This window comes from Nitrospirota bacterium (genome assembly GCA_016214855.1).
Lineage (GTDB): Bacteria > Nitrospirota > Thermodesulfovibrionia > Thermodesulfovibrionales > UBA6898 > UBA6898.
In genome coordinates this window covers 75,999-100,891 of sequence record JACRMT010000007.1, presented here as the reverse complement: position 1 = coordinate 100,891, position 24,893 = coordinate 75,999, and the positions used below count along the sequence as shown (strand labels likewise).

At 48.4% G+C, this 24,893-nt stretch carries 28 protein-coding genes and 1 tRNA gene; 17 read left to right on the top strand and 12 right to left on the bottom strand.

Annotation, left to right across the window (positions count from 1 at the left end; genetic code table 11):
* Window positions 1-2 precede the first annotated feature (2 nt).
* The 4 genes from HZB62_08455 to HZB62_08440 all read right to left on the bottom strand — a co-directional run bounded on the left by HZB62_08455 (window position 3) and on the right by HZB62_08440 (window position 3,008).
* Window positions 3-338, bottom strand: a complete 336-nt coding sequence (locus HZB62_08455; protein ID MBI5075176.1) for a TusE/DsrC/DsvC family sulfur relay protein — start codon at window positions 336-338, stop codon at window positions 3-5.
* Window positions 339-588: 250 nt separating this feature from the next.
* Entirely contained in the window at window positions 589-945 is a 357-nt protein-coding gene (locus HZB62_08450) for a hypothetical protein (protein ID MBI5075175.1), read from the bottom strand.
* Window positions 946-950: 5 nt separating this feature from the next.
* Window positions 951-1,604 carry a hypothetical protein gene (locus tag HZB62_08445; protein ID MBI5075174.1) on the bottom strand — a complete coding sequence of 218 codons (654 nt, stop codon included), beginning with the start codon at window positions 1,602-1,604 and terminating at the stop codon, window positions 951-953.
* Window positions 1,605-3,008 (bottom strand): cobyrinate a,c-diamide synthase, encoded by a 1,404-nt coding sequence (locus HZB62_08440; protein ID MBI5075173.1) that lies wholly within the window; start codon window positions 3,006-3,008, stop codon window positions 1,605-1,607. It abuts the gene before it with no gap.
* Window positions 3,009-3,312: 304 nt separating this feature from the next.
* On the opposite strand from HZB62_08440, the gene HZB62_08435 reads away from it, so the two are divergent.
* Genes HZB62_08435 through HZB62_08425 form a run of 3 tightly spaced genes read left to right on the top strand, consistent with a single transcriptional unit; the run spans window position 3,313 to window position 4,152 of the window.
* Window positions 3,313-3,504, top strand: a complete 192-nt coding sequence (locus HZB62_08435) for a DUF2892 domain-containing protein (protein MBI5075172.1) — start codon at window positions 3,313-3,315, stop codon at window positions 3,502-3,504.
* Between the two features lie 38 nt (window positions 3,505-3,542).
* Entirely contained in the window at window positions 3,543-3,752 is a 210-nt protein-coding gene (locus tag HZB62_08430) for a hypothetical protein (protein ID MBI5075171.1), read from the top strand.
* Window positions 3,753-3,771: 19 nt separating this feature from the next.
* Window positions 3,772-4,152, top strand: a complete 381-nt coding sequence (locus tag HZB62_08425) for a hypothetical protein (protein ID MBI5075170.1) — start codon at window positions 3,772-3,774, stop codon at window positions 4,150-4,152.
* A gap of 140 nt (window positions 4,153-4,292) precedes the next feature.
* On the opposite strand, the gene HZB62_08420 is transcribed toward HZB62_08425, so the two are convergent.
* The 5 genes from HZB62_08420 to HZB62_08400 all read right to left on the bottom strand — a co-directional run bounded on the left by HZB62_08420 (window position 4,293) and on the right by HZB62_08400 (window position 6,894).
* Complete coding sequence (locus tag HZB62_08420; GenBank protein ID MBI5075169.1) at window positions 4,293-5,342, bottom strand: hypothetical protein; 1,050 nt, start codon at window positions 5,340-5,342, stop codon at window positions 4,293-4,295.
* A gap of 157 nt (window positions 5,343-5,499) precedes the next feature.
* Window positions 5,500-5,781, bottom strand: a complete 282-nt coding sequence (locus HZB62_08415) for a BrnA antitoxin family protein (GenBank protein MBI5075168.1) — start codon at window positions 5,779-5,781, stop codon at window positions 5,500-5,502.
* The gene (locus HZB62_08410) at window positions 5,750-6,073 is read right to left on the bottom strand and encodes a BrnT family toxin (protein ID MBI5075167.1); all 324 of its coding nucleotides are present in this window, start codon (window positions 6,071-6,073) and stop codon (window positions 5,750-5,752) included. The genes HZB62_08415 and HZB62_08410 overlap by 32 nt, the downstream gene beginning before the upstream one ends.
* 138 nt (window positions 6,074-6,211) lie before the next feature.
* Window positions 6,212-6,613 carry a hypothetical protein gene (locus tag HZB62_08405; protein ID MBI5075166.1) on the bottom strand — a complete coding sequence of 134 codons (402 nt, stop codon included), beginning with the start codon at window positions 6,611-6,613 and terminating at the stop codon, window positions 6,212-6,214.
* A gap of 205 nt (window positions 6,614-6,818) precedes the next feature.
* A tRNA-Phe gene (locus tag HZB62_08400) sits at window positions 6,819-6,894 on the bottom strand.
* A 103-nt stretch (window positions 6,895-6,997) separates the two neighbouring features.
* Here HZB62_08400 and lnt point away from each other — a divergent pair.
* From lnt to HZB62_08345, 11 genes are all read left to right on the top strand, one after another.
* Entirely contained in the window at window positions 6,998-8,485 is a 1,488-nt protein-coding gene (gene lnt, locus HZB62_08395) for an apolipoprotein N-acyltransferase (protein MBI5075165.1), read from the top strand.
* Between the two features lie 81 nt (window positions 8,486-8,566).
* On the top strand, window positions 8,567-9,610 hold the full coding sequence (gene prfB, locus HZB62_08390) for a peptide chain release factor 2 (GenBank protein MBI5075164.1): 1,044 nt from the start codon (window positions 8,567-8,569) through the stop codon (window positions 9,608-9,610).
* 300 nt (window positions 9,611-9,910) lie between these two features.
* Window positions 9,911-11,242, top strand: a complete 1,332-nt coding sequence (dnaA, locus tag HZB62_08385; protein ID MBI5075163.1) for a chromosomal replication initiator protein DnaA — start codon at window positions 9,911-9,913, stop codon at window positions 11,240-11,242.
* A 9-nt stretch (window positions 11,243-11,251) separates the two neighbouring features.
* On the top strand, window positions 11,252-12,370 hold the full coding sequence (gene dnaN, locus HZB62_08380; protein MBI5075162.1) for a DNA polymerase III subunit beta: 1,119 nt from the start codon (window positions 11,252-11,254) through the stop codon (window positions 12,368-12,370).
* A 41-nt stretch (window positions 12,371-12,411) separates the two neighbouring features.
* Entirely contained in the window at window positions 12,412-14,814 is a 2,403-nt protein-coding gene (gene gyrB / locus HZB62_08375) for a DNA topoisomerase (ATP-hydrolyzing) subunit B (GenBank protein MBI5075161.1), read from the top strand.
* The gene (locus tag HZB62_08370; GenBank protein ID MBI5075160.1) at window positions 14,807-15,328 is read left to right on the top strand and encodes a hypothetical protein; all 522 of its coding nucleotides are present in this window, start codon (window positions 14,807-14,809) and stop codon (window positions 15,326-15,328) included. The genes gyrB and HZB62_08370 overlap by 8 nt, the downstream gene beginning before the upstream one ends.
* 52 nt (window positions 15,329-15,380) lie before the next feature.
* Complete coding sequence (gene gyrA / locus HZB62_08365; GenBank protein ID MBI5075159.1) at window positions 15,381-17,786, top strand: DNA gyrase subunit A; 2,406 nt, start codon at window positions 15,381-15,383, stop codon at window positions 17,784-17,786.
* 230 nt (window positions 17,787-18,016) lie between these two features.
* A complete protein-coding gene (locus tag HZB62_08360) occupies window positions 18,017-18,358 on the top strand; it encodes an endonuclease domain-containing protein (GenBank protein MBI5075158.1) in 342 nt (113 codons plus the stop codon).
* Between the two features lie 160 nt (window positions 18,359-18,518).
* On the top strand, window positions 18,519-18,665 hold the full coding sequence (locus tag HZB62_08355; protein ID MBI5075157.1) for a hypothetical protein: 147 nt from the start codon (window positions 18,519-18,521) through the stop codon (window positions 18,663-18,665).
* A 2-nt stretch (window positions 18,666-18,667) separates the two neighbouring features.
* Window positions 18,668-19,306: a 16S rRNA (guanine(527)-N(7))-methyltransferase RsmG gene (gene rsmG / locus HZB62_08350; protein ID MBI5075156.1), complete on the top strand. Its 639-nt coding sequence runs from the start codon at window positions 18,668-18,670 to the stop codon at window positions 19,304-19,306.
* Window positions 19,307-19,346: 40 nt separating this feature from the next.
* Window positions 19,347-19,952 carry a DivIVA domain-containing protein gene (locus tag HZB62_08345; GenBank protein MBI5075155.1) on the top strand — a complete coding sequence of 202 codons (606 nt, stop codon included), beginning with the start codon at window positions 19,347-19,349 and terminating at the stop codon, window positions 19,950-19,952.
* Window positions 19,953-20,074: 122 nt separating this feature from the next.
* On the opposite strand, the gene HZB62_08340 is transcribed toward HZB62_08345, so the two are convergent.
* Window positions 20,075-20,710, bottom strand: coding sequence for an endonuclease III domain-containing protein (locus tag HZB62_08340; protein MBI5075154.1), 636 nt, complete (start codon window positions 20,708-20,710; stop codon window positions 20,075-20,077).
* Window positions 20,700-21,119 (bottom strand): peptide chain release factor-like protein, encoded by a 420-nt coding sequence (locus HZB62_08335; protein MBI5075153.1) that lies wholly within the window; start codon window positions 21,117-21,119, stop codon window positions 20,700-20,702. The genes HZB62_08340 and HZB62_08335 overlap by 11 nt, the downstream gene beginning before the upstream one ends.
* Before the next feature lie 197 nt (window positions 21,120-21,316).
* On the opposite strand from HZB62_08335, the gene HZB62_08330 reads away from it, so the two are divergent.
* From HZB62_08330 to HZB62_08320, 3 genes are all read left to right on the top strand, one after another.
* Entirely contained in the window at window positions 21,317-21,670 is a 354-nt protein-coding gene (locus HZB62_08330) for a hypothetical protein (GenBank protein MBI5075152.1), read from the top strand.
* A gap of 20 nt (window positions 21,671-21,690) precedes the next feature.
* A complete protein-coding gene (serS, locus tag HZB62_08325; GenBank protein MBI5075151.1) occupies window positions 21,691-22,956 on the top strand; it encodes a serine--tRNA ligase in 1,266 nt (421 codons plus the stop codon).
* Window positions 22,957-23,051: 95 nt separating this feature from the next.
* On the top strand, window positions 23,052-24,011 hold the full coding sequence (locus HZB62_08320; protein MBI5075150.1) for a methyltransferase domain-containing protein: 960 nt from the start codon (window positions 23,052-23,054) through the stop codon (window positions 24,009-24,011).
* A 118-nt stretch (window positions 24,012-24,129) separates the two neighbouring features.
* Here HZB62_08320 and HZB62_08315 read toward each other — a convergent pair whose 3' ends face one another.
* Window positions 24,130-24,840 (bottom strand): FKBP-type peptidyl-prolyl cis-trans isomerase, encoded by a 711-nt coding sequence (locus tag HZB62_08315; GenBank protein ID MBI5075149.1) that lies wholly within the window; start codon window positions 24,838-24,840, stop codon window positions 24,130-24,132.
* Window positions 24,841-24,893: the final 53 nt, after the last annotated feature.

Here is a 24,893-nt window from a genome sequence, read left to right as displayed (position 1 = left end):
GGCTATACGCAGCCTGTAGGCTTCGGAAGCCCTGCATACTTACATGCCTGCTTTGCAGGACCGCCCGGATAGAGCTCATACAGATACTTGGTGTTGCCTTTTTCAGGACCCATAGCCTTGCCGATCTCCTTAACGAGGATCTTGATCATCGGGGCTATCTGATACTGTTTGTAGTAATCGCGCAGGAAATTGATAACTTCCCAGTGCGCAGGAGAGAGAGTAACTCCGTCCTGGCTTGCAAGAACATCTGCAAGCTCCTTTGTCCAATCATCAAGGTTCAGAAGATATCCATCATCATCTACCTCGATTGACTTACCCTGAAAATCCATTGTTGCCATGCTTTCTTCCCCCTTTCACTTAGGTTCAAAATACATTCGAAGGGATCGCTCCCAACATCATGAATGCTTGCATAAAAAAGCTCTGTTATGAGCTATAAACAGTAATACAGAACCTGCCCCCCGGTCAAATAAAAAAATCTTATCAGAAGATGACTCTTCTTTATTTTTTGGCAAACAGGGTTGCCTGAATTCGAAACTCAATATATAAGCATAGGGGGAGGGAGTTTTGCAAAGATATGAGGCCTGAATCTCATTTTTTCAGTTTTACGAAGAGATAGACCGGAGAACGTTTGCCCCTGCCGAGCGATTCCGAGCTGAACCGATTCTTCCTTGAATCATAGTTAAACTCTTTCACCTCATAGTCTTCTTCGGGTGTCATGGCCCATGCCTTGTCCAGATCCCCGTTGCAGAGAAGGGTCAGGGCATCAACATAGGCATCGCCTATATTATGGCCTGAGCCGTCATAAACATAGGCTGAGCCGCATTCGCATCTCCCCCCGCTGATCACATTCCCGAACCTGGTTGTGATCTCCTCAAGCTCTTTAAGCGGCCGCTCACAGAATGGGCAGCCCAGAATAGGATTACTGTCTCTTCTGCCTGCATTCATTATTATCAGTTCTCCCTGCCCTGGAGTCCGGCAGCAGCATTTTTTGCGATCTCGGACAGCGTTGTATTCATAAACTCTCCTTTATTATATATAGTTACAGGGCTCATATCGCCCAAACGCCCCTCTACAAGCGGCTGAAACTCTTTCAGCCCCAGTGCCGCTGCTGTCATCAGGGCATAGGCCCTCACCTGGGGGTCATCGTCCTCAAGATAGAGCTTCTGGTCCATAAGTTCCTGCGTTATGGTCAACAGGCCGGGCCGTCTGTCAGCAATCCTCCAGATCGCACGCATAACGCCGCTCCTGAGCATCTTCTCATCATGAAAAGATGTAACAACCTGTCCGATGTCAGCAAAGGCATCAGGCGTGCTTCTTACGATCTCTCCTAAGAGCTCGGGCGCGCTTCCAGGACCGTTCCCTGACTCATCCCGCATCATCCAGAGGAATCTCTGGCTCAGGTTTCTGACAACGTCAACGTTCGTCTTTGCGATCTCGCCCGCAACAAGCCCGATCGCTTCTATGGCCCGCCAGCTCTCGAGGTTCTCCTTGTCATAAACAAGGGATATGAGCATTCTGATCACACTTCGGTTCTTCTGCGCTGCTTCTATTATCGGCTGGAGCTGATACTGCCCCAGGCATTCCCTGATCTCTGATTTCTGCATCTATTTCCTGCCTTTTTGGTATGCAACTGCCTGTTGTATCATTCCCTCTGCCCATTCAGGACAGCCCAGAGCATGCAGGTGTGTATAGGTTGCCAGTACATTCTTATAACAGATGCCGTCCTTGCCATCCAGAATACCCTCACCGCGCTCCATGCTGAATGCAAACTGCAGGTTACTTTGCTTCACAGGGCTGATCACGCGGGAGTAATGGAACTCGTGTCCCCTGATCAGGGTCCCTCTCTTATAAAAAGGATTGGCCTTCGCCACCCTTACTATGGTGTAACCATGTGCCTGGGGCTTTTTTTCGAGACTGAACCTGAGAGGGAAGATCCCTGCCATGGGATAGGTCTTACGATCCAGCACCAGTGCTTCGCCAAGATACATCAGGCCGCCGCATTCGGCATAGACCGGCAGCCCCTGTTCAACCGCCGCCTTCAGCGCATTCCTGAAGTTCTTATTCTTCGCAAGAGCAATAGCATGCGTTTCAGGAAAACCTCCGCCAATATAAAGCGCATCTACATCAGGCAGTTTCTTTGCCCTGAGCGCACTGATCTCGACAAGCTCTGCCCCGCGCTTCTGAAGCTCCTCAAAATTCTCAGGGTAGTAGAACTGGAAAGCAGAGTCACGGATAATGCCGATACGCAAGCCGTGATGGGTAATGGGTGATGAGTGATGAGTATTTCCGATCCCTAATCCCCAATCCCTAACCCCTGCTTTATTCGCTATTTTCCGTATCGCATCAAGATCAAGGTATTTCTCCGCAATATCAGCGCAGGCGGCAATGGCCTTTTTGACCTCTGGATGCTCCTGGAACGGCGTAAGGCCCATATGCCGCTCAGAGAGCTGCTCGCCCCGCAGTTTCGGTATCGCACCCACAACCGGCACCTTACAGTATTTGGCGATCGCTTCCCTGATCACCTTCTCATGCCGTTTGCCTGCGATCTGGTTCAGAACCACGCCGCTGATCTTCACCTTTGGATCGAACTTCAGCATGCCAAGGAGCATTGCTGCTGCTGTCCGTGTCACCTTGGTGCAGTCGAGCACCAGGATCACCGGCGCCTGCAGGGTCTTTGCAAGCTCTGCAGTGCTGTACGTCCCTGCTGCGTCCATGCCGTCATACAGGCCCCTGTTCCCCTCGATAACAGCGCAATCAGCATCACCGTAATGACTGACAAAGGACGAGAGGATCTTTTCCTTTGTTATCAGAAACGGGTCAAGGTTGAAACAGGCATATTCTGCAGCTGACGACAGCCAGCCGGCATCGATATAATCAGGCCCCTTTTTAAAGGGAACGATTGACAGGCCCTGCTTTTCCCATGCAGCGATAATGCCCAGGCTGACTGTTGTCTTGCCAGCCCCGCCCTTCATGCCTGCAACGATTATTCGTGGATAGTTCGGTTTCATCAATAAGTTAAAAAACTCTGTAACAAAGTTTTTTTATTCTACCTGTTTAGCCCATTAACAGACAACCGTCGGAGACTGACATTTTGTGACTTACGGCTTCAGTCGACTGGAGTTAATAACTCCCCCATCTCCCTCTTACCTCAAGAGGGGGGTCATATTCCTCCACTTAAGATAAGGGGAGGGAAGGAGGGGTTATGATTCTTCCCCTATTTACTGAATAGTTACTCTGTGACTTAGTCACATACTTGCTGACGATATTGTCTTAACATACTATCAGACCAAACAAAAGAGGAGGTGAAGATAGATGAAAAAAAATGTTGGCAGCATAGAAAGGATCTTCAGGACCGCAGCAGGTCTGGGCATTCTTTCCCTGGCATTCATAGGGCCGCAGACCGCGTGGGCTTATCTCGGCATAATTCCCCTGATAACAGGGTTGACCGGTTTCTGCCCTCCCTATGCGTTGCTGGGCGTCAAAACCTGCAAGAGCTGTCAGTAAGAGGCTGTTTCATAAACAGCCTCGAAAGGGGGTTGTGTATGCAAAAAAATCGTTGTCCGGTATGCAGAAAAGAGGTTTTTTACCTTGTACATCACCTGCATAACATGACCGATAAATTCGCAGTAGAGCAGGTGAAGTATGATTTTTCCGGCTGGACAGAAAATGATGGGCTCTGTCTGCCCTGCCTGGAGAGATACAGAAAATATAACCTGATGAGTTGTCCGGATATACGGATAACCGTCAATTAACAAAAAAAGGAGAAAGCATATGAAAAGAACCGTTATGATCGTATTCAGCGCAGTGCTTGCATTAGGGCTCTTTGCAGTCGCATACGCAGGTTTGAAGTCAACAATGGAGCTCAAGGCAGGAGCTGAGGTCTATGCCTGTAACTGCGGAGAGGCCTGCAAGTGCGACACCATGTCGAACAATGCCGGCAAATGCACCTGCGGCAAGGATATGGTCAAGGCTCAGGTGACAAAGGTCGAGGAAGGCAAGGCCTCATTGAAGGCAGCAGGCTGGGAAAAAGAGCGGTCATTCAAGACAACCGGCCAGTATGCATGCGCCTGCGGCCCAACCTGCAAGTGCGACACGATCAGCCAGAATCCCGGCAAGTGCACCTGCGGCACAGAGATGTCAAAGGTAAAGTAAACTCCAACCCTCCCATGCCCCTCCATGGGAGTAAAAAGGCCCGCCTGTGTGCGGGCCTTTTTTGTTTGTTTTTTTATGCTATCGTGCAGGTCCCAGATCGTATCTCAACGTGAAACTGCGGTTGCCTAACATTGCACGGCTCAATTATGATCCACTGCCCAAATAAGTTCAGGCACACATGCATCTTTGCGGTTGTTAATATAATTTAATCGCCTCCAACCAGTGATCTTTACAGGCAGCTTACGCTGAATTATTTCTTCAACTAATTTTCTGGCTTCTTTGGAAGCCTCTAATAAGGCCGAATCTCGACGGTGTGGTCGATCAATTACGACAGCAGCAGTGGAATACCAATAAGCAAGCCTACAAGTCCGTCCATCAGAGAGCAAAAATATTGCATCTTCATAATTTTCGATCCATCTTTGAAGGGAAGTAATATTTAGCTGCACGCTCTTCGAAATCCCTGAAGAACCAAGTTTATCTTCAAGCGGAGCACGCTTCTGCTCAGGTTTGGTAGCTTTCCTGTTTGCGCGATTTGTAAAACGTGTATATAGAGGGAAAGATGACTTACCATGTTTACTATGAATCTGATGCCAGTACCCCGATCGAGCCTCATATAATGAAGTTATCCAATACCCCTCATCGTAGGCCATCCGAACTATTTCAGCTCGTTTATCTCGATTCAAATCTAACAGGTCCTCTATTCCATGTTCATCCTTCCCAAAGTACCCCTCAATTGACCACGGAACCGGCCGGCCCTGTTTGTCGAAAAGCAATACAGTCATATGCATCGTTGGTGCAAGGCCAACACCACCAGTGTACCCCAACAGTACTATATCTTCACGACCATCATTATCAAGATCCGCTCGCCATACAGAAAAGCCCTGCCCTGCGTATTCCGTAAAAAAGGTCCAGGGATCACCCTTTTGATCCTTACCCTCAATTATAATAGTAGCGTCATTCTCCGAATCTTGAGGATGAATAACAACCCCGTTAACTCCAGCAGATGGAATGCGAATTGTCTCTTCGAGCCACGTATCATCGTCATTTTTTACTGAAATAAGATTAACTCGCGTTTTCAACTCACCCTGGCCAAGTGGCAGATAACTTGTTTGAAACGCAAAAATAACCATGGGATCAATAATTCCAGTGATTAATCCAGCGAATATCAAAATTATGAGTTTCATATTCATTAATAATCTCAGCATATTACTTCATCATCGTCAGCACAATATCTGCCGCAATCGCAAGAACCGAGAGGATAAAGATCAGCGCGTAGTTGATGTCCTCAAGGGAAAACTTGATGGAAGAGAGGAGATAAAGCACCACCTCCCGGTTCTGGGCAACTACTTACTTAACTGCCCCGTGCAGCTCTTCTTCGACTTTCTCAGACAGGAAAATTTTCAAGAGCGACTGATAGGGAACATCCCGCTTGTTCGCAAGCAACTTAAGATGTTCAATAAGTGATTCGGGCAGACGAATCGAAATAGTCCTGGTGGTCGGTCTTAAATTGGGGAAAACAACCCGTTTTGCCGTCGAGTAGTCAACGTACTCAGTGGAATCATGCATTGCCCAGAACGCAGACTCCTCTGCTTCGCTTTTAAACTTGGGTATCTTCTTGAGCCTGTTCATATATTCTTCTCTCTTTCCGGTTCATGTTACGAGCTGAGATTATTCTTATCTTATTACTCCTCATAGTAAAAACAAGGAAAAGCAATCTATCAGTGTCTGTTTTGCCTAAGACGAAGTATCGATCTTCCCGTGTTGAGTGCGGATCATCCTTCCTTACTATGATTGGAGAGTTAAAAAAAATCTCCTCGCACTCGATATGGGAAACTTGATGCTTCTCCCAGTTTTTCTTGATATTCCCCTCATCCCATTCAAAGCCTTCAGCGCGAGATAATATGTCAGCCCAATCATTCATAAATGTATATTACCAATATATACAAAAGGCGAAGCCATGTCAAATACTTTCGGATTTGAATGTCTCTTAACGTAAGAGGCCTCACTATTACAATATGCTGTCGGGGCGTTGATAACAAAAGGAACTCCGCAAAGAACACTATCCTGACTTCATCATGGTCAGGACCATGTCTGCCACGATCGCAAGGACTGAGAGGATAAAGATAAGCGCGTAGTTGATGTCCTCAAGAGAGAACTTGATGGAAGAGAGGAGATAGAGCACTGCCTCCCGGTCCTGCTCCTCAAGGCAGGCATTTGCCTTCAGTTTTTCGATAAGCTGATACTGCTCGATAGCATGTTTCCTCTTCTTCGTTATCATGTACCGGTACAGGAAAAAAAAGAAATAGCCTATGGTGCCGATGTACCAGACAGGCCTGACCCACGTGGGCTCAAGGTGCTGGAAGATGATGATTCCCCTGAAGGCAATCGCGGAAACAAGACCGAGAATAAAGAAGGCATAGATCACATATTTGGGAACCGTATGGGGCTTATGCTTTTCCATGAAGTTCATTATAGAATTCAGTTGTAAGGGGTAATCCTCCTCCCCTTTCCAAGGGGAGGTCGGGAGGGGTATTGGAATATGAACCAAAACCTCCCCATGCCCCTCCTTGGTAAGGAGGGGATCTTGAAACTGTCCACTCATAACTGAATGGTTACCTGCGGAAGGCTTTTTGGCTTGACTCTCTGCAGGAAGACAAATAAAATCATGGTGGGCAGTCGCAGAATTGAACTGCGGACACCGGGTTTTTCAGACCCGTGCTCTACCAACTGAGCTAACTGCCCCCGGACAATAACTATACCTATTACGTTTTTTGATTGTCAATATATGGAAAAAACTTTTCTAAAAAAAATTTACCCTTTTCTGCTGCCGCTGCTATCAGGCATCATGCTGGTAATCTCCTTTCCGCGCTTTGATCTCTCTTTTCTGGCATGGATCAGTTTTGTTCCCCTTCTTTTCTCTCTCTGGAAGAAGGACTGGAAAGAGTCTTTTGTATCAGGCTTTGTCTTTGGCATGGTCTATTTCTTCGGAACGCTTTACTGGGTCTATCATTCAATAAACCATTTTGGCGGCATATCGTTTTTGTCGAGCATTATCATCGTTCTTTTTTTCTCTGCATACCTAAGCCTTTTCCCTGCTCTCTTTTCGATGCTCTTCTCGCAGGTGTACAAAAAGAGCAGGCTGCCGGCGCTCTTTATCGCTCCTGTGTTGTGGGTCTGCATTGAATATATCCGCTCCTATGCCCTGACCGGGTTTCCCTGGGCGAGCGTCGGATATAGTCAGTATCGCTTTCTTTCCCTTATTCAGATCTCTGACGTCACCGGGATCTACGGTATATCTTTTTTGGTGCTTGCGGTTAATGGTTTTATTGCCGATCTCCTGCTGATACAAAAACGGTTGAAGGAAATGCCCCTGTTCCCGCTTTCCTACTTCATGGCCGGATCTGCCCTTCTCCTTATGGTGATCATTACTTCATTTGGATACGGCTTCTGGCGGCTTCATCAAAACAGGGCCGGCAAGGATCTGCCAATAAGTGTTATCCAGGGAAATATCGAACAGGATAAAAAATGGGAGCCTGCATTTCAAAATGAAGTTATCGATATTTATACCAAACTTTCCGGGGAAGCTTTAAAGGAACACCCTGCCCTGATCATCTGGCCCGAGACCGCGGTGCCCTTTTTGTTCGGCTCGGATATGGTCAATACCGAGCGGCTGAGCCAGTTCCAGAAGCAGAGCAGAACGTCCCTTCTCTTTGGCGCTGTTATGGTAAAGAAGCATTCTGCCGGATCTTCTGACTTGACCAACAGCGCGGTTCTTCTGGAAAATGAAGGGGAAAAATCCTATGTCTATGATAAGATACATCTCGTTCCGTTCGGCGAATATGTTCCTTTGAGAAAAGTGTTTTTCTTTCTAGATAAGCTGGTTGCCGGTATTGGTGACTACATCCCCGGCAGCCAGTATCTGCAGGCAGATACTGAGATGGGGAGATTCAGCACCCTTGTCTGCTATGAGATCATTTTCCCCGGCCTGGTAAGAAAATTCTACACGGGCGGCGGCGATTTTATGGTGACAATAACCAATGATGCCTGGTTCGGAAAGACTGCCGGTCCCTATCAGCATTTTAGTATGGCTGTTTTTCGGGCAGTTGAGAACAGAAAGCCGATCGTACGTGCAGCAAATACCGGCATATCAGGATTTATTGACAGTAACGGCAAGATCCTTGTGCAGTCCGGACTTTTTGACCGGCGCGTTCTGACTCATACGCTGAAAACTGATTCCACTATGACGTTTTATACGCGTTTCGGTGATCTCTTCTCTTTCTTCTGTATTGTTATTTCTATTATTTTATTGGGCACTATTGTGCCAAGGAGGTAATTGTGCTTATACAGGCTGAACTTAAAGAAGCTCTCTCTCTTATCAGGACCAAGATCGATACCTTAAGAGGTTATCTTTGATATCAGCAGGAAAAAAGAAGAACTCGAACGAATAACCGAGGATCTCGCATTAGAACATGTCTGGTCATCACCCGAGAAGTCAAAGAAACTTCTCAAGGAAAAGGCAAGACTCGAAAACACGGTAACGCCATTTGAGCAGCTCACCCAGAAACTTCTTTATGCAGAAGAATCTATCGGCATCCTCGATGAGGAGGGCGGTGAACTTTTTCTGAAGGAACTTAAGCATGAGATAGACGGTCTCAGGGAAGAGATAGAGAACCTTGAACTTCAGAACCTGCTTTCCGGTGAATTAGATAAAAATAACGCAATTCTCACCATCCATCCGGGTGCAGGAGGTGTAGAGAGCCAGGATTGGGCTCAAATGCTCATGAGGATGTATCTCCGCTGGGCTGAGCGCCGCGGTTATAACGCTCAGGTAGTTGATCTTCAGCCAGGCGATGAGGCTGGAATTAAAAATGCCACGCTGACGATCAACGGCGATTATGCATACGGCTATCTTCGTTCAGAAGCAGGTGTCCATAGACTGGTGAGGATTTCACCCTTTGATGCCAATAAGAGAAGACATACTTCGTTCGCTTCCGTTATTGTGAGCCCTGAGATCGAGGATGACGTTAAGGTTGATCTGAGAGATGAAGATATTAAGATGGATGTATACCGGGCGTCAGGTGCCGGAGGTCAGCATGTTAATAAGACATCTTCAGCTGTCCGTTTGACCCATATGCCGACCGGAATCATTGTCGCATGTCAGAACGAACGTTCCCAGCATGCCAATAAGGCTGTTGCCTTGAAGATCATCAAGGCCAGGCTATACGAATTGCAGCTGAAGGCCAAAGAAAAGAAGATGGAAGATATTATCGGGGATAAAAAAGATATTGCCTGGGGAAGCCAGATACGCTCTTATGTTATGCAGCCGTATCAAATGGTTAAAGATCACAGAACAGGAATCGAAAGCGGGGATATTAATTCTGTTATTGACGGTTCTATAGACCGGTTTCTGAAGGAATTTTTGAAATTATCTCTTTCCAGGGGTGTATCTGAAAGATAAAAGCTTTCTGTGGTGTTTTTTCTATTTATTATAATGTACAAGAAAGCAGTAGTAGTAATAGGAGCTGTCAGGATGTTAATAACGTCTTAACGTATTGAAATATATAAATAAAAAGATTCAGCAAGTTGGTCGGGAACACTGAGGTCTTATTGACGGACCTGACATAGGAAACTATCTTACGAGGTACTCACCGATATGTAACAGGAATGTTGTTTGGTATTCGTTTTTCAGATATAATATGTGACCTCCCACACGGTTAGTTATTAACAAATGTGAATAACTTGTTAGCAAAGGCGCGGCATGACTATAGAAGAAATATGGAATAAGAGTCTCTCCAAGATCGAGCAGAAGGTTGATGGCGGTGCCTTTGACTTATGGTTCAAGCCGATCAAAACAGTATCATTAAAAGAGCAGGCAGTCACTCTTGAGATACCGAACAGATTTTTCAAGGAATGGATAGAAGATGCCTATCCGAACCTTATAAAGGAATCCCTTGAAGCTGTCGTGGGCCATCCTGTAACACTGAAATACAAGATCGAGGACCCGCAGGACCTTTCGCTGAAGAAAAGCAGTGACCGGATAGAAAACAAAAGACAGAAACTTGCCAACAGGGGGATTTACCTCAATCCCCGCTATACGTTTGAGAATTTCGTGCCGGGCGTCAGCAATCAGCTTGCCCATGCCGCAGCAATAGCCGTTGCCGAGGCGCCGGGGAAGATATATAACCCTCTATATATATACGGAGGCGCTGGTCTGGGCAAGACCCATCTTATGAATGCAGTCGGCAATATGGTGCTTGAGAAAAAGCATGACTTCTCCATCCTCTATGTCCCGACCGATCAGTTGATCACGGAGATAGTAACAGCGCTGCGGTACGACAAGATGGCCGAGTTAAAAGACAAATATCGCAATCTCGATCTGTTGCTGATCGACGATGTTCAGTTCATCAGGGGAGAAAAGACACAGGATGAGCTGTTCCATACCTTTAATTCATTGTATGAGAAACAGAAGCAGATCATTATTTCCTGCGACCGTTCGCCAAGAGAGATAAACGATATTACCGACCGTCTGCGGTCGCGGTTTACGATGGGCCTTATTGTCGATATTCAGCCGCCTGATATTGAGACAAAGATCGCCATTATCCACAAGAAAGCGGAGATGATGAACATTCGAAAACTTCCTGAGGATGTCGTGCATCTCCTTGCAAGCAGGATCAAATCGAATATTCGGGAACTTGAAGGCAGTCTCATGCGCATCGCAGCGCAGTCCGCACTCACCGGCGAGGAGATAACCGTAGAGACAACAAAAAAGGTCCTCAAGGACATTATCCACGATGAACACCGGCCCGTTACCGTGGATGCTGTCATCAAGGCGGTCTGCGAGTTCTATAATCTGAAACCTTCCGAGATCAAGCTCAAGAGGCGGACCAAGGATCTGGTTCTTGCCCGGCATACGGTCATGTACGTCGCAAAACAGGTTACGGAATCTTCCCTGAGCGATATCGGCAAGGCCTGCGGCGGCAAAGACCATGCAACGGTCATCTATGCCTGCAAGCAGGTGGAGGAACGCAGGTCAAAGGACGAGACCTTTAACAGGATGATAGAAAATCTTCTTCAGAAGATAAAACACTAAGGAGGGGTCATGAAGCTAATAGTTTCCAAAGATGAACTGCAGGAGAAGCTGTCGAACATACAGAACATAGTTGAAAAGAGAAATACCATGCCGATCCTGAGCCATTTCCTTCTGGAGGCCGGCAAGAACGGTTCTTTCATTACCGCTACCGACCTTGAGACCGCTCTTCGGGAACCCCTTGCCTTGAAGGTAGAGAAAGAAGGGAAGATCTGCATTCCTGCGCGGAAGATGTTTGAAATCGTCAGAGAAGTGGACGGCGATCTTTCCCTTGAATCCATTGATGAGCAGTGGCTGAGGATAAAGACCGGTGCGAGCAACTTTCGGCTTGCCTGCCTTTCATCCAGGGAATTTCCTGCCTGGCCCGGCATGGAGGACATGGAAGAGATATCCCTGGAAGCAAAGACCATGGCAGGTCTCATTGAGAAGACGGTTTTTGCCGCAGGTGACAGTGACACCCGGTACACCCTCAACGGCCTTCTTTTCCATATAACGACTGACGGCAGGCTTTCGATGGTCGGCACAGACGGTCACCGGCTGGCAGCTATGTCCAAACAGTTCGAGGTACCCTCTGGGGCACAGGGGAAGCTCTCTGAAGAGAAGAAGTTGATCGTGCCGAAGAAGGCTGCAGCAGAGCTCAGAAAAATTCTCGAAAAAAGGGAAGACTCTGTCAGGATGGTGCTCAGCAAGAACCATGTGCTCTTCAGCATTGGTGATATCCAGTTCCTTACGCGCCTGATCGAAGGCACATACCCCAACTATGAACAGGTGATACCGGCTGCGAATGAAAAGCGGATAGTCATCGAGCGTGGGGCTTTTGCAAAGGCGCTTCGCAGGGTTTCCCTTATGGCAAAGGACAAGACCAATGCCGTGAAGATGGACCTTGGCGATAATAAGCTGACCGTAACAACGTCAAACCCGGACATGGGGGAGGCAACTGACGAGATCGCGGTCGATTATACAGGAGAAAAGACAGCCCTGGGCCTTAATGCCCGGTATCTGCTGGATATCATAGAGGTGATGTCATCGGACCGCGTGATCATGGAATTTCAGGGTGCGCTTAGTCCTGTGCTGATACGGGACGAGCAGGATGCCGATTACCGGTGTGTTATCATGCCGATGAGGATATAACGTACAGAGAGAATTCGGGAAAATAAGGATAGAGAGGGAACATGGAAGATAAACAGACAGGCAGTGAAGCAACATACACAGCAGATGACATAAAAATACTTAAAGGCCTCAGCGCAGTAAGAAAGAGGCCTGCCATGTATATTGGATCAACAGGACCGGACGGCCTGCACCATCTGGTGTATGAAGCCGTTGACAACAGCGTGGATGAATCCCTTGCAGGGTATTGCAGCAATATTGACGTTATCCTCCACCACGACAGCAGCTGTACTGTTACGGATAACGGCAGAGGAATCCCTACCGGGGCGCATCCGGGCGATACCGAAGGCCGCACTGCCGCTGAAGTGGTTTTGACAGAGCTGCATGCAGGGGGCAAGTTCGAGTCATCAGCCTATAAGATATCAGGCGGACTTCATGGTGTAGGCATATCGGTTGTGAATGCGCTTTCAGAATGGCTTGAGGTCGAGATCAAGCAGAACGGCCAGGTCTTTCAGATGCGGTTCGAACAGGGGAAGCCGACCGGCCCGCTGACCGTCGTAGGAAAGACGAAATCACGGGGCACAAAAGTAACGTTTAAACCTGACCCCGAGATATTCACGGAGAGCGTTGATTTCAGTTACGATGTGCTTTCGCAGAGGCTGAGAGAGCTTGCATTTTTGAACCGGGGGCTCAAGATAACGATCCTTGATGAACGGTCTGACAAGAATCAGGAATTTTTTTATGAGGGCGGCATAGTCTCTTTTGTTGAGCATCTGAACAAGAACAAGACCTCGCTGCATCCAAAGCCGGTCTATATATCAGGCGAAAAAGACGGCATATTCGCCGAGGTTGCGCTTCAATATAATGACAGCTATTCTGAAACGATCTTTACCTTTGCCAATAATATCAATACGCGAGAGGGTGGAACACACCTGATCGGTTTTAAATCGGCCCTGACCAGAACGGCCAACAGCTATGCCAGCAATTCCGGCATTCTAAAAAATGGCAAGGACAGCGTATCTGGGGATGATATCCGCGAAGGCCTGACTGCGGTGATAAGCGTGAAGCTGCCGAATCCGCAGTTCGAAGGGCAGACCAAGATGAAGCTTGGCAACAGTGAAGCAAAGGGCATTGTTGAGTCGATTGTCAATGATGCGCTTTCAACCTATTTTGAGGAGAATCCTTCCATAGCGAAGAAGATCATCGAAAAAGCTGTACAGGCAGCCCGCGCTCGTGAGGCGGCCAGAAAGGCCCGCGAGTTGACGCGAAGAAAGGGAGCGCTGGAAGATACCGGTCTTCCGGGCAAGCTTGCTGACTGCTCTGAAAAAGATCCTGCATTAAGCGAAATCTTCATTGTTGAGGGAGATTCGGCAGGCGGTTCAGCAAAACAGGGCAGGGACAGAAGAGCGCAAGCGATCCTGCCGCTTCGGGGCAAGATACTGAATGTCGAAAAGGCCCGTTTTGACAAAATGTTGGCCTCAGAAGAGATACGTATCCTTATTACTGCTCTTGGCACCAGCATCGGAGCCGGAGATTTCGACATAAACAAGATCCGTTACCACAAGGTCGTGCTGATGACCGATGCGGATGTTGACGGCGCACATATACGGACACTCCTGCTCACCTTTTTTTATCGCCAGATGCCTGAGGTAATTGAAAAAGGATATCTCTATATTGCGCAGCCGCCGCTTTTTAAGGTGAAGAAGGGAAGGACAGAGAAATATATCCAGAATGAACAGGAGATGCAGGGTATGCTTCTGGAGCTTGCTTCAGAAGATCTTGCTCTTGTCCTCAAGGGCCAGGAAGTGAAGGGCAAGGCACTGGTATCGTTTCTGAAGAAGCTTGCCAGCTACGAGCGTTTGATAGAGTGGTTCGAACGGAGGCGGAAGGAAACGCGGGTGCTCCGCTTTCTCCTTAAAGAAGAAACGAACAAGGCTGTTCTTAAGGACAAGACCCTGCTTAAGGAGCTGCTCAAGAGGATGAAGGCTGAAGTCCCGGATATTGCGATCGGTGAACTGTACCCCGATGAAGAGCATGGGGGCTTTGGTGTGCTGATAACACGACAGAATTATAAGGTGGCTCTTGAAGAGAAGCTTCTCCTTTCTCCTGAATACCGGGAGCTTGAGGCCCTTCATGGCACGATCAGGGACTTGGGGAATGCTCCTTTTATTGTGACAACGAAAGAGGGAAAGCGGGATATAGGATCTACAACAGAATTATATCAGCATGTTTTTGAAGCTGCCCGAAAGGGATTGAGTATCCAGCGGTACAAGGGACTGGGCGAGATGAATCCGCAGCAGTTATGGGAAACGACCATGGATCCGGAAAAAAGAACTCTGCTTCAGGTCAGTATTGAAGACAGCGTTAACGCTGACGAGATCTTTACGATCCTGATGGGCGATCAGGTTGAGCCGCGAAAGGACTTTATCGTCAAGCATGCGCTTGAGGCGAGAAATATAGATGTGTAACCGTTTCGGCAGCCTCGTCTTCAGCACAATCGCAGTTTTCGCTGCATTTGTTCTGCAGTCGTGTGCGCCGGGGCAGACACTCAAGACGGATGCTGCCGTGAACAGTGAGGTACAGGGCACCTATACCCTTATACTCTATGGCAATAATTACAGTGATGACCTTGAGACTGCTGCGTTCCTGGACAGAGAGGGGGACAGATACACCCTTGAACCCTATGCCCCTGAATTTACCTTCAGAGCAAGAAAGGGCTTAACGGCTGACAGGGCTCTCAGGGAGGCAAGCGAGTTTATCCGTTCACATGCGGAATTTCACCAGGAAAAGCTCCGAAGCATCAGAGATGAAAAGGGAGAACTTATCGGTTATGAGCTCAGGCCGCTGTACCTTCCGATCACGTTTGGAACAGACGATGTCCTGGACATAGATTACTGGCTGAAAGAGAACAGGGTTTTTATGTTGATAAAGTTGAAGCCGTCTCTTGAGAAGAAAAAATTAGATTTTGATGATAGCCAATAGCATGCTGCCGAACGCAGGTGCCTGCCGGCAAAGGAGAAAGGGTTAACCATATATGTCAAAGCTGCCAATAAATATCGAAGAAGAGATGAAGATCAGTTATCTCGATTATGCGATGAGCGTGATCATAGGCAGGGCACTGCCTGAGGTGAGGGACGGGCTGAAGCCTGTGCAGAGAAGGATCCTGTACGCCATGTTCAGGGAGGGACTGCTCCCGAACAAAAAATATTCCAAGAGCGCCGGTGTCGTGGGCGAGGTGCTCAAGAAATACCATCCTCACGGCGATACTGCTGTTTATGACGCCATGGTGAGGCTTGCACAGGACTTTAACCTTCGTTACATGCTTGTTGACGGTCAGGGCAATTTCGGGTCCATAGACGGGGACCGGGCTGCAGCTTACCGGTATACAGAGGCAAGAATGGCAAAGATCGCCGAAGAACTGCTTGCTGATATTGACAAGGAGACGGTCGATTTTATAGCCAACTTTGATGAGACAACCGTCGAGCCGAAAGTGCTTCCGTCCAAGATCCCGAACCTTATCATTAACGGTGCTGCCGGTATTGCGGTTGGTATGGCAACGAACATACCGCCACATAACCTCGGCGAGGTTATTGACGGTCTGGTGATGTTGCTTGATGATCCCGATACTACGGTCGAACAGCTCATGACATCCATCAAAGGACCTGATTTTCCGACCGGCGGGTTTATTTATGGGACTGCCGGCATCAGGGATGCGTACGCAACCGGCAGGGGGCTGGTCAGGATCAGGGCGAAGGCAAAAATAGAGAAAGAGCACGGCGGTATAGAGAGCATCATCATTACCGAGATGCCCTACCAGGTGAACAAGGCCAGGCTGATTGAGAAGATGGCCCAGCTGGTGAGAGAAAAACAGATCGAAGACATCTCGGACATAAGGGACGAATCTGACCGGGACGGCATCAGGGTTGTTATTGTGCTGAAGAGGAGCGCCATGGCAGAGGTGGTGCTGAATAACCTCTATAAGCATACCCAGATGCAGACGACCTTTGGCATCATCATGTTAGCCATAGTAAGTGGCCAGCCCCGTGTGCTCAGCCTTAAGGCCATGCTCGGCCATTTTATCCAGCACCGGCGCGACGTGATCATGAGAAGGACCCGATTCGAGCTCAGAAAGGCTCAGGAGCGGGCCCATATTCTGGAAGGGCTCAAGATAGCCCTTGATCATCTGGATCAGATCATTGCGCTTATCAGAGCATCAAAGAATCCGGAAGAGGCAAAGAACGGCCTGATGGAAGGATATCAGCTTTCGGAGCTCCAGGCCCAGGCCATTTTGGAGATGAGACTGCAGAGACTTACCGGTCTTGAACGCGATAAGATCGTGAATGAGTATAAGGAGATATTGAAAGAGATTGCGAAACTCAAGGCAATTTTAGAAAGCGAGAAGCTGGTATCAAAGATCATCAGAGATGAGTTCCTTGAGATCAGGGAGAAATATACTGACGAGAGAAGGACCGAGATAACCGAGGATACCGGAGAGATATCCATAGAAGATCTCATCTCTGAGGAGGAAATGGTCATTACGCTCTCTCATACCGGGTATATCAAGCGGAATCCCCTGAGCGCGTACCGGAGCCAGCGCCGCGGCGGCACAGGCGGGATGAGTATGGAGACAAAGGAAGAGGACTTTGTAGAACAGCTGTTTATCGGTTCCACGCATGACTATATGCTCTTCTTTACGAACTTTGGGAGACTGTACTGGCTCAAGACCTATCAATTGCCCGAAGCAGGCAGGACAGCAAAGGGCAAGGCGATGATAAATCTTCTGCAGCTGTCTGAAGGAGAGCGGGTCTCGACGGCATTGCCTGTCCGTGATTTCAAGGACGGGTACCTCGTGATGTTCACCAAGAGCGGCACGGTCAAAAAGACCTTGCTGACGGCATACAGCAATCCAAGAGCGAAAGGCATTATCGCGATATCCCTCGATGAGGGTGACGAACTGATCGATGTCAGAAAGACCAGTGGAAACAACGATCTGATAATCGGGACACGCAACGGCCTGTCCATAAAATTTAATGAAGAAGACGTCAGGGAGACAGGACGCACGGCAAGAGGAGTCCGCGGCATACGCCTGATGAAAGGCGATGAGGTGGTAGCCGCTGAAGTTGCGGAAGAGAAGACCGCCATTTTGACTGTTGCGGAGAATGGTTTTGGGAAAAGAACAAAGATAGAAGACTATCCGCTTCAGGCAAGGGGAGGCAAAGGGGTCATATCCATCAAACTTACGGAGAAAGGCGGAAAGGTAGTAGGCCTTCTTCAGGTGAGGGACGAAGACGAGGTAGTTATGGTTACCGGGGCAGGCAAGCTCATAAGAACAGCGGCAGAGAATATTTCGATCCACGGCAGAAATACCCAGGGTGTTACACTCATGAAGACTGCCGATGAAAAGATATCCAGCATAGCAAAGGTTGTTGAGAAGGTCTGAAATTTACCGTAACGCCTTCAACTATAGATAAAAGCAGTTTCATTGCCAGTTTTAGCGCCCCTTACCCTAACCCTCTCCCAAAGGGCGAGGGGACTAAAAAAAGAGGGAAAGAAGGAGCGGCATTGAAGTTGATTTGGATTCTCTGCACCCTCTCCATGAGGGAGAGGGTAGGGGTGAGGGGAGAACGGTTGGCTGCAAGTTCTACCAATTCTTGTGGAGTAAGGTGAGGGGTGAATAATACTCAAAAGGCACGCCTGCTGCGAAGGAATCAGACCGACGCTGAAAAAATCCTTTGGCAGAAACTAAGAAACAGAGGGCAGCAAGGTTTGAAGTTTCGCAGGCAGGTGCCGGTTGGGCCGTATGTAGCAGACTTTCTATGTGAAGGCTCTAAGCTGATTGTCGAGGTTGACGGTGGCCAGCATGCGGAGAGGAAAGATTACGATCAATATCGCGATGATTTTCTTCGAACGAACGGATATGAGGTTGTGCGATTTTGGAACAATGAAGTTATGGGCAATATGGATGGAGTTCTGGAGGCTATTAAGCAGGTTCTTGAAAAGACAGAAGAATGACCCTCACCCTAACCCTTTCCCAGAGGTAGAGGGAATCGAAGAAGAAATTGACTAAATTGAAGCAGGATTTTCTGGCTCCCATGTTTTACCCTCGCCATGAGGGAGAGGGTAGGGGTGAGGGGGAAAGGAAGCGCCGTTATGATAGAATTCTGGCAATATTATGGAACTCACTAACAACGTAAAATGGGAGATACTGAAGCTTATTGAGACAGACAAGCCTTTGCCTGACAAGTATCGCTTTTTGTTGTTCGATGACAAGCGGGAAGTGAAACTGGTCTGGGCCGGTCGGTCAGATTTCAGAGAGTAATCATGTCTAAAGAAGCCGCTGACGTTCTCTTGAGAGATGGGCTTAAGATTCTCGATATTCCCTTTACCGAAAAGCAGATAACCCAATTTCTCATCTACCTGTCAGAACTCAAGAAATGGAATCGGGCCTATAACCTCACAGCCCTGAAGACAGATGTTGATATTGTCGTAAAGCATTTTCTTGACTCACTCCTCTTTCTGAAAATTCTTCCTCCCTCGGTAAAGAGCATTGCGGATATAGGCAGCGGCGCAGGGTTTCCCGGTCTGCCGATCAGGATCATGAGGTCTGATATAGAGATGGTTCTTATCGAGCCTGTGCAAAAAAAAGCTCTCTTCCTTGAACATATGCAGCGGGTGCTCATGTTGAGAAATACGAAAATAATGAACATGAGGGTTGAGGACGTTCGCGATCTGCTTGTTGACGCAGCGGTCACAAGAGCGCTCTTCAGCGTGGGTGAGTTTATAAAAAAGGCGGAGAGGCTCCTGGATCAGAGGGGCGTTCTTATTCTGAGCAAAGGACCGAAGCTGGAAGATGAGCTCAGGGGTCTTGAAAGATCTGCCCTAACGATAGAGGATCTGGTCCTGCCCTTTGAGCAGAGCATCAGACATCTGGTGATCGTTGATAAGAGTGCTCTGCAATGAGGGCGGTCAAGCCGCGGGATTTGTATTATAATAGGGCACGATGAGAATAACGCCGATAGACATAGAAACAAGGCGCTTCCCGATGCAATTCAGGGGATTTCATCCTGAAGAGGTCTCAAGTTTTCTTGAGCAGATCCGGGAAGAGCTCGAAGATCTGCTGAGGGAGAATGCGGCGCTTAAGGAGCAGATCCATAAGGCCGATGCTGAGGTACAACGATTTTGGGAGATGCGGAATCTCTTGAGCAGAACGGTTCAGGATGCCCATCAGATGTCAGAGGAATACAAGATCCTTGCACGAAGAGAGGCCGATAATCTGATAGAGAAGGCAGGGGAGAGTGTGCGGGACCTGCTCAAGGAAGCTCATGACAGAGCGCTTCAGATCAATGAAGAGATCGCAGAGCTGAAGATGAATCGAAAAGAGTTTGACGATGGAATAAGGAATATTCTCAGCCGTTTTGAAACAGTCATTGAAGGTGGGGCTCTGCCTCAAAGCGCGCTATTGCATGATAAAATTGCCCTTGCTTCAGGAACGGATCAGACGATGAAGTTTGAGGCCGAGGCCGACGAATCGTTACTGACTGACAATCAGATAGGCATGATAAAAGGCCATCAGGGAGAAGAAGGCAGCAGCGAAACCGAGCAATAGTGACAGTATTCCCTTTCCCTGTTTCCCGGCCTTGAATTCGATATAGGCCTTAGGAAAGAGTGTAAGCACGGCAAACAGAAGCATAAGGCCTACCAGCAGCTGAGTCACTATCCTAACCACTGTTATATCCTTTCGAGCGGACAGCCTGAACAGCGGGGATCAGGTCTGCAGAAATCCTTGGCAAGCCTGACAATAAGTGCATGGTATTCATTGAACAGGGATACATCGTTCCGGAGCTTTGTATGAAACAACTCCTGACAGGTTTCATAGGATTCAGCATTGTGTATTATAGCATGGCGGGAAAGGATTCTTTTTGTATAGGCATCGATCACAAAAACCGGCTTTTCAAGGGCATAGAGAATAATTGAATCAGCGGTTTCAGGTCCAATGCCGTTGACGGACAGGAGTTTTTTTCTTATAGCCGGAAGTGTTTCTGCCGCCATCCCTGTCATGCTTCCCTGATATTCCTCATGCAGAAGATCTATAAAGTTTTTCAGGCGCTTTGCCTTGACATTGAAATATCCTGCGGGCCGAATAAGACCGGCAAGATGCAAAGCAGGCATACGATGGAGCTTTTCTGCAGAAAGCGCTTTTTCTCTCTTCAGATTTGCAATTGCTTTTTCTACATTGGACCAATTGGTATTCTGGGTTAGAATTGCCCCTACGGCGACCTCGAAAGGAGAGTCTCCCGGCCACCAGTGCTGGTGACCGAAGGCTGCAAAGAGTTTTCGGTATATATTGAGAAGATCATGCTTCATTGTTTCTCACCGGAGAGCGGAACTCTTTCTTTTTCGAGACGATCTTTTTATCGGCCAGCATCTTTTCCTTGGACCGTTTAGACCGTTTTCTCTTCTGTCTCCGGATCTTCTCTATGCGCTGTTGTTCAGCGCTTTCCTTCCCTCTGATCAGTTCATCAATTTTCTGTATGAGCAGGAGACGGGCGCGATAGCGGTTCAGTGCCTGGGACCGCGCTTCCTGGCATTTGACCTCTATGCCTGTCGGCAGGTGCTTAAGATACACACAGGTGGAGGTCTTGTTTACATGCTGGCCGCCTTTCCCGCTGGAGCGGATAAACGACTCCTCGATATCCTCTTCACGGATATGAAGAGCTTCCATACTTTCCCTGAGGGTTTTTTCCTTTGCGGACGAAACAGAAAAGATGCTCATGATTTTGATACTATACCATCTTTGTCGGACATTTTCGGACATGGTAAAGGCAACTTGCCATGGCAAACTGCTGTCCCATATCTATGGTATAATATTTCGTAATGTCGGGAAGGGCTTGTCTTGACAGAAATACTCAGGCTTGTGCGGCCAGTCTCTGCGTAGCTCCCTTCTATCACCGTCTTGGATAAGGAGAAATCATGAAGAAGATTTTAACAGCAGTTTGTGTTGTATCGTTTTTATTTTCGGTGGCAGGGTTGTCAGGAGCTGCTGATCCCAAGCCTGCTGCAAAGAAGGCAAAAACAGAGAAGAAGGCCTCGGAAGAGCCTGCAGGATTGACCGGCAAGGTTGTCGATACCATGGACAGTGCGGGGTATACCTATGTTCAGCTTGAGCAGGGAGGAAAGAAGACCTGGGTGGCTGTCCCTGAGATGAAAGTTACAAAAGGGAAGACCATGACCTTTCGTCCGGGCATGGAGATGAAAAATTTTGAGAGCAAAACACTCAAAAGGAAGTTTGACAGCATCGTATTTTCTGACGGCGTAGTTAAGTAAGCTGTTGGAGCGCATTTCTCATGCTTGATGCACGCTTTGTAAGGGAGAACGTTGAATCTGTCGGGGATGGCCTGAAAAAAAGAGGCTATGAATTCCCGCTCGCTGCATTTCTTGCCATAGACGAAAAGAGGATGGCGGTGCTCAAGGAGACAGAGGACCTCAGAAACAGACGGAATGTCGTCTCTGAGGAAATAGGAAAGCTTAAGCGCCGGAAGGAAGATGCAGCAGCTCAACTTGAAGAGATGAAGGGTGTTTCAGATCGCCTGAAAGATCTGGATGAGCGGCTAAAAGACCTTGAGGCGGAAACAAGGGCACTGCTTCTTACCATACCCAATATCCCTGACGAATCAGTTCCCCTTGGCAAGGATGAGAACGAGAATGTCGAGATCAGAAAATGGGGTGCAGTACGCCAGTTTGATTTCGAGCCATTGAACCACTGGGATATTGCGGAGCCTCTGGATATCATTGATTTTGAAAGAGGAGCGAAGATATCAGGGGCCCGCTTTTCGGTCATGAAGGGAGCTGGCGCCAGGCTTGAGCGCTCTCTGATGAACTTCATGCTCGATACTCATACCGGCAAGGGATATAGGGAGATCTTTCCTCCTATTTTGGTGAACCGGGAAAGCATGACCGGGACCGGCCAGCTTCCGAAGTTCGAGGCTGAGCTTTTCAGGATATCTGACCCTGAATTTTACCTCATTCCGACTGCAGAGGTGCCGGTGACCAATATCCATCGCGACGAGATTCTTCAGGAGGCAGACCTGCCGATCTACTACACGGCATATACACCCTGCTTTAGAAGAGAGGCCGGCTCCCATGGCAAGGATACGAGAGGTCTAATACGGCAGCATCAGTTCAACAAGGTTGAGCTGGTCAAGTTCGCGAAGCCGGAAGATTCCTTTGGCGAACTTGAAAAGCTGACAAACAATGCAGAGGAGATCCTTCAGGCCCTGGGGCTTCCGTACAGGGTTGTAGCCTTATGTTCAGGTGACCTCGGCTTTTCCTCTGCAAAGACCTATGATATTGAAGTTTGGCTTCCCGGTCAGAACAGGTACAGGGAAATATCGTCGTGTTCTAACTTTGTTGATTTTCAGGCACGCAGGGCAGGTATCCGCTTCAAGCGCGAAGGGAAAAAGGGCACCGAGTTCGTGCATACCCTGAATGGTTCAGGCCTTGCGATCGGAAGGACGCTTGTTGCCATACTCGAAAATTATCAGCAGAAAGACGGTTCTGTGATCATACCTGAGGTGCTGCGGTCATATATGGGGAAGGAGAAGATCGGATAGCGAACATTATTTGACGGTCTTCTCTTACTTCTCACCTAACTCTCCATTCGAAGTCTTTGCAATCCCTTATTCGTCTGCCGTGATATAATTGATCAATGATAACTGACGATCTTGCTGCTCTGAGAAAGTTGTATCTGGGATTTACTTCAGCGCGTGTTGTTCTGACCGCGAATAATATCGGGCTGTTTGAGCAACTCAGGAGGCCGCTGTCAGGAGCTGCTGTGGCAGGGAGACTTGGAACCGACCTCCGTGCTACAAAGATACTCCTCGATGCGCTCACCGGGCTCGGGCTTATACGCAAGAGCCTGAAGGGTATTTACCGCAATAGCCCGGCAGCAAACAGCTTTCTTGTCAGGGGGAGCCGCCTGTATCAGGGGGATATTGTGCGCCATGCCTCTACGATGTGGCAGAACTTCTCGGCCCTTGATGAGGTTGTCAGTACCGGGCGTCCTGCGCGCCGCGGTTTTGATCATGAGTCGTTCATACTGGGCATGCATAACCTGACGGTCCTGAGGGCAGAGGGTCTTATCAGGGCTGCAGGAGTCAGGGGTGTTAAGAGTATGCTGGATCTTGGCGGCGGGCCGGGCACGAACGCAATTGCCATGACAAAGAGAGGTGTCAAGGCAACCATATTCGATCTCCCTGAGACGATACGCATTGCCAGAAAGGTCGTGCGGAGAGAAGGGGCAAAGGGTATCAGGTTCATTGCGGGTAATTTCCATGCAGATGCTATTGGTTCCGGGTATGATCTGGTCCTGCTGAGCCAGATCTTTCATGCCTTTTCTGCTCAGGAGAATCTCAGCCTATTGCGCAAATGTCATGCTGCCCTGAATCCACGGGGGCGCGTTGTTGTCCAGGAGTTTCTGATCAACGATGAACTGACCCGGCCTCCGCAGAGCGCACTTTTTTCTGTGAATATGCTGGTCGGCACTGAGTCGGGACGCTGTTACAGCCCTGCTGAAATAAAGAAATGGCTGAAAGAGACCGGGTACAAGAATATTCAGGTAAAAGACCTCCCTGAGACGGTGCTGGTGATCGGGGAGAAGATAACGTAGGCCGGTCTTCCAGGCGGGACAACTGCTGATTAGTGGAGACATTATGAATGAAAACAGGGGGACTGGCTTTATCTGCCAGTCCCCCTGTCTGTATCCGCTCCCCGGGGTTGTCTTTTTGTTACTTGGTCTCTTTCTTTTCAGCAGGATCGCTGATCGAAATTAGCTCAACGTCGAATATCAGGGCAGCATTCGGGCCGATTTGCTGTCCTGCGGCGCGTTCCCCATAGGCAAGTTCAGAAGGAATAAAGAGCTGCCATTTTGAGCCTACTTTCATGAGCTGTAATGCCTCTGTCCATCCCTTGATAACACCCTTTACCGGAAACGTTACGGGCTGCCCGCGTTTGAGGGAGCTGTCGAACTCAGTGCCGTCGATCAGGGTTCCGCGATAATGGGCTGTAATGGTATCACTTTCCTTTGGCATTTTGCCTGATCCTTCTGTGATGACTTTGTACTGAAGACCGCTTGGCAGGGTTTTCACCCCATCTTTTTTCCTGTTTTCAGCGAGGAAGGCTTCTCCCTCTTTTTTGTTGTTTTCCGCAAGCAGTTTATTCTTTTCTGCCTGCCTGGCAGTCATTTCCTGCTGGAACTTCATCAGGGTCTCCTGAACCTGCTGTTCTGTCATCTGGAGCTTGCTCCCCGACACAAAATCTCTGAGGCCTTTTGCGAACATATCAACATCAACATCGACAGACTGCCGTTTCATCTGTATGCCTGTGGCAACTCCCATGCTGTAGCTGAGCTTGTCCTTATCGGTTTTCAGTTCCTGAGATTCTGCGGAGGCAAAGCCAGCAAGGAGAAGAAGACTTAATGCGGTGAGAAAAAGTTTCATTATTGTACCCCTTTCAAAAAGTATGATATGACATTATGCATGCAGGGCAAAAT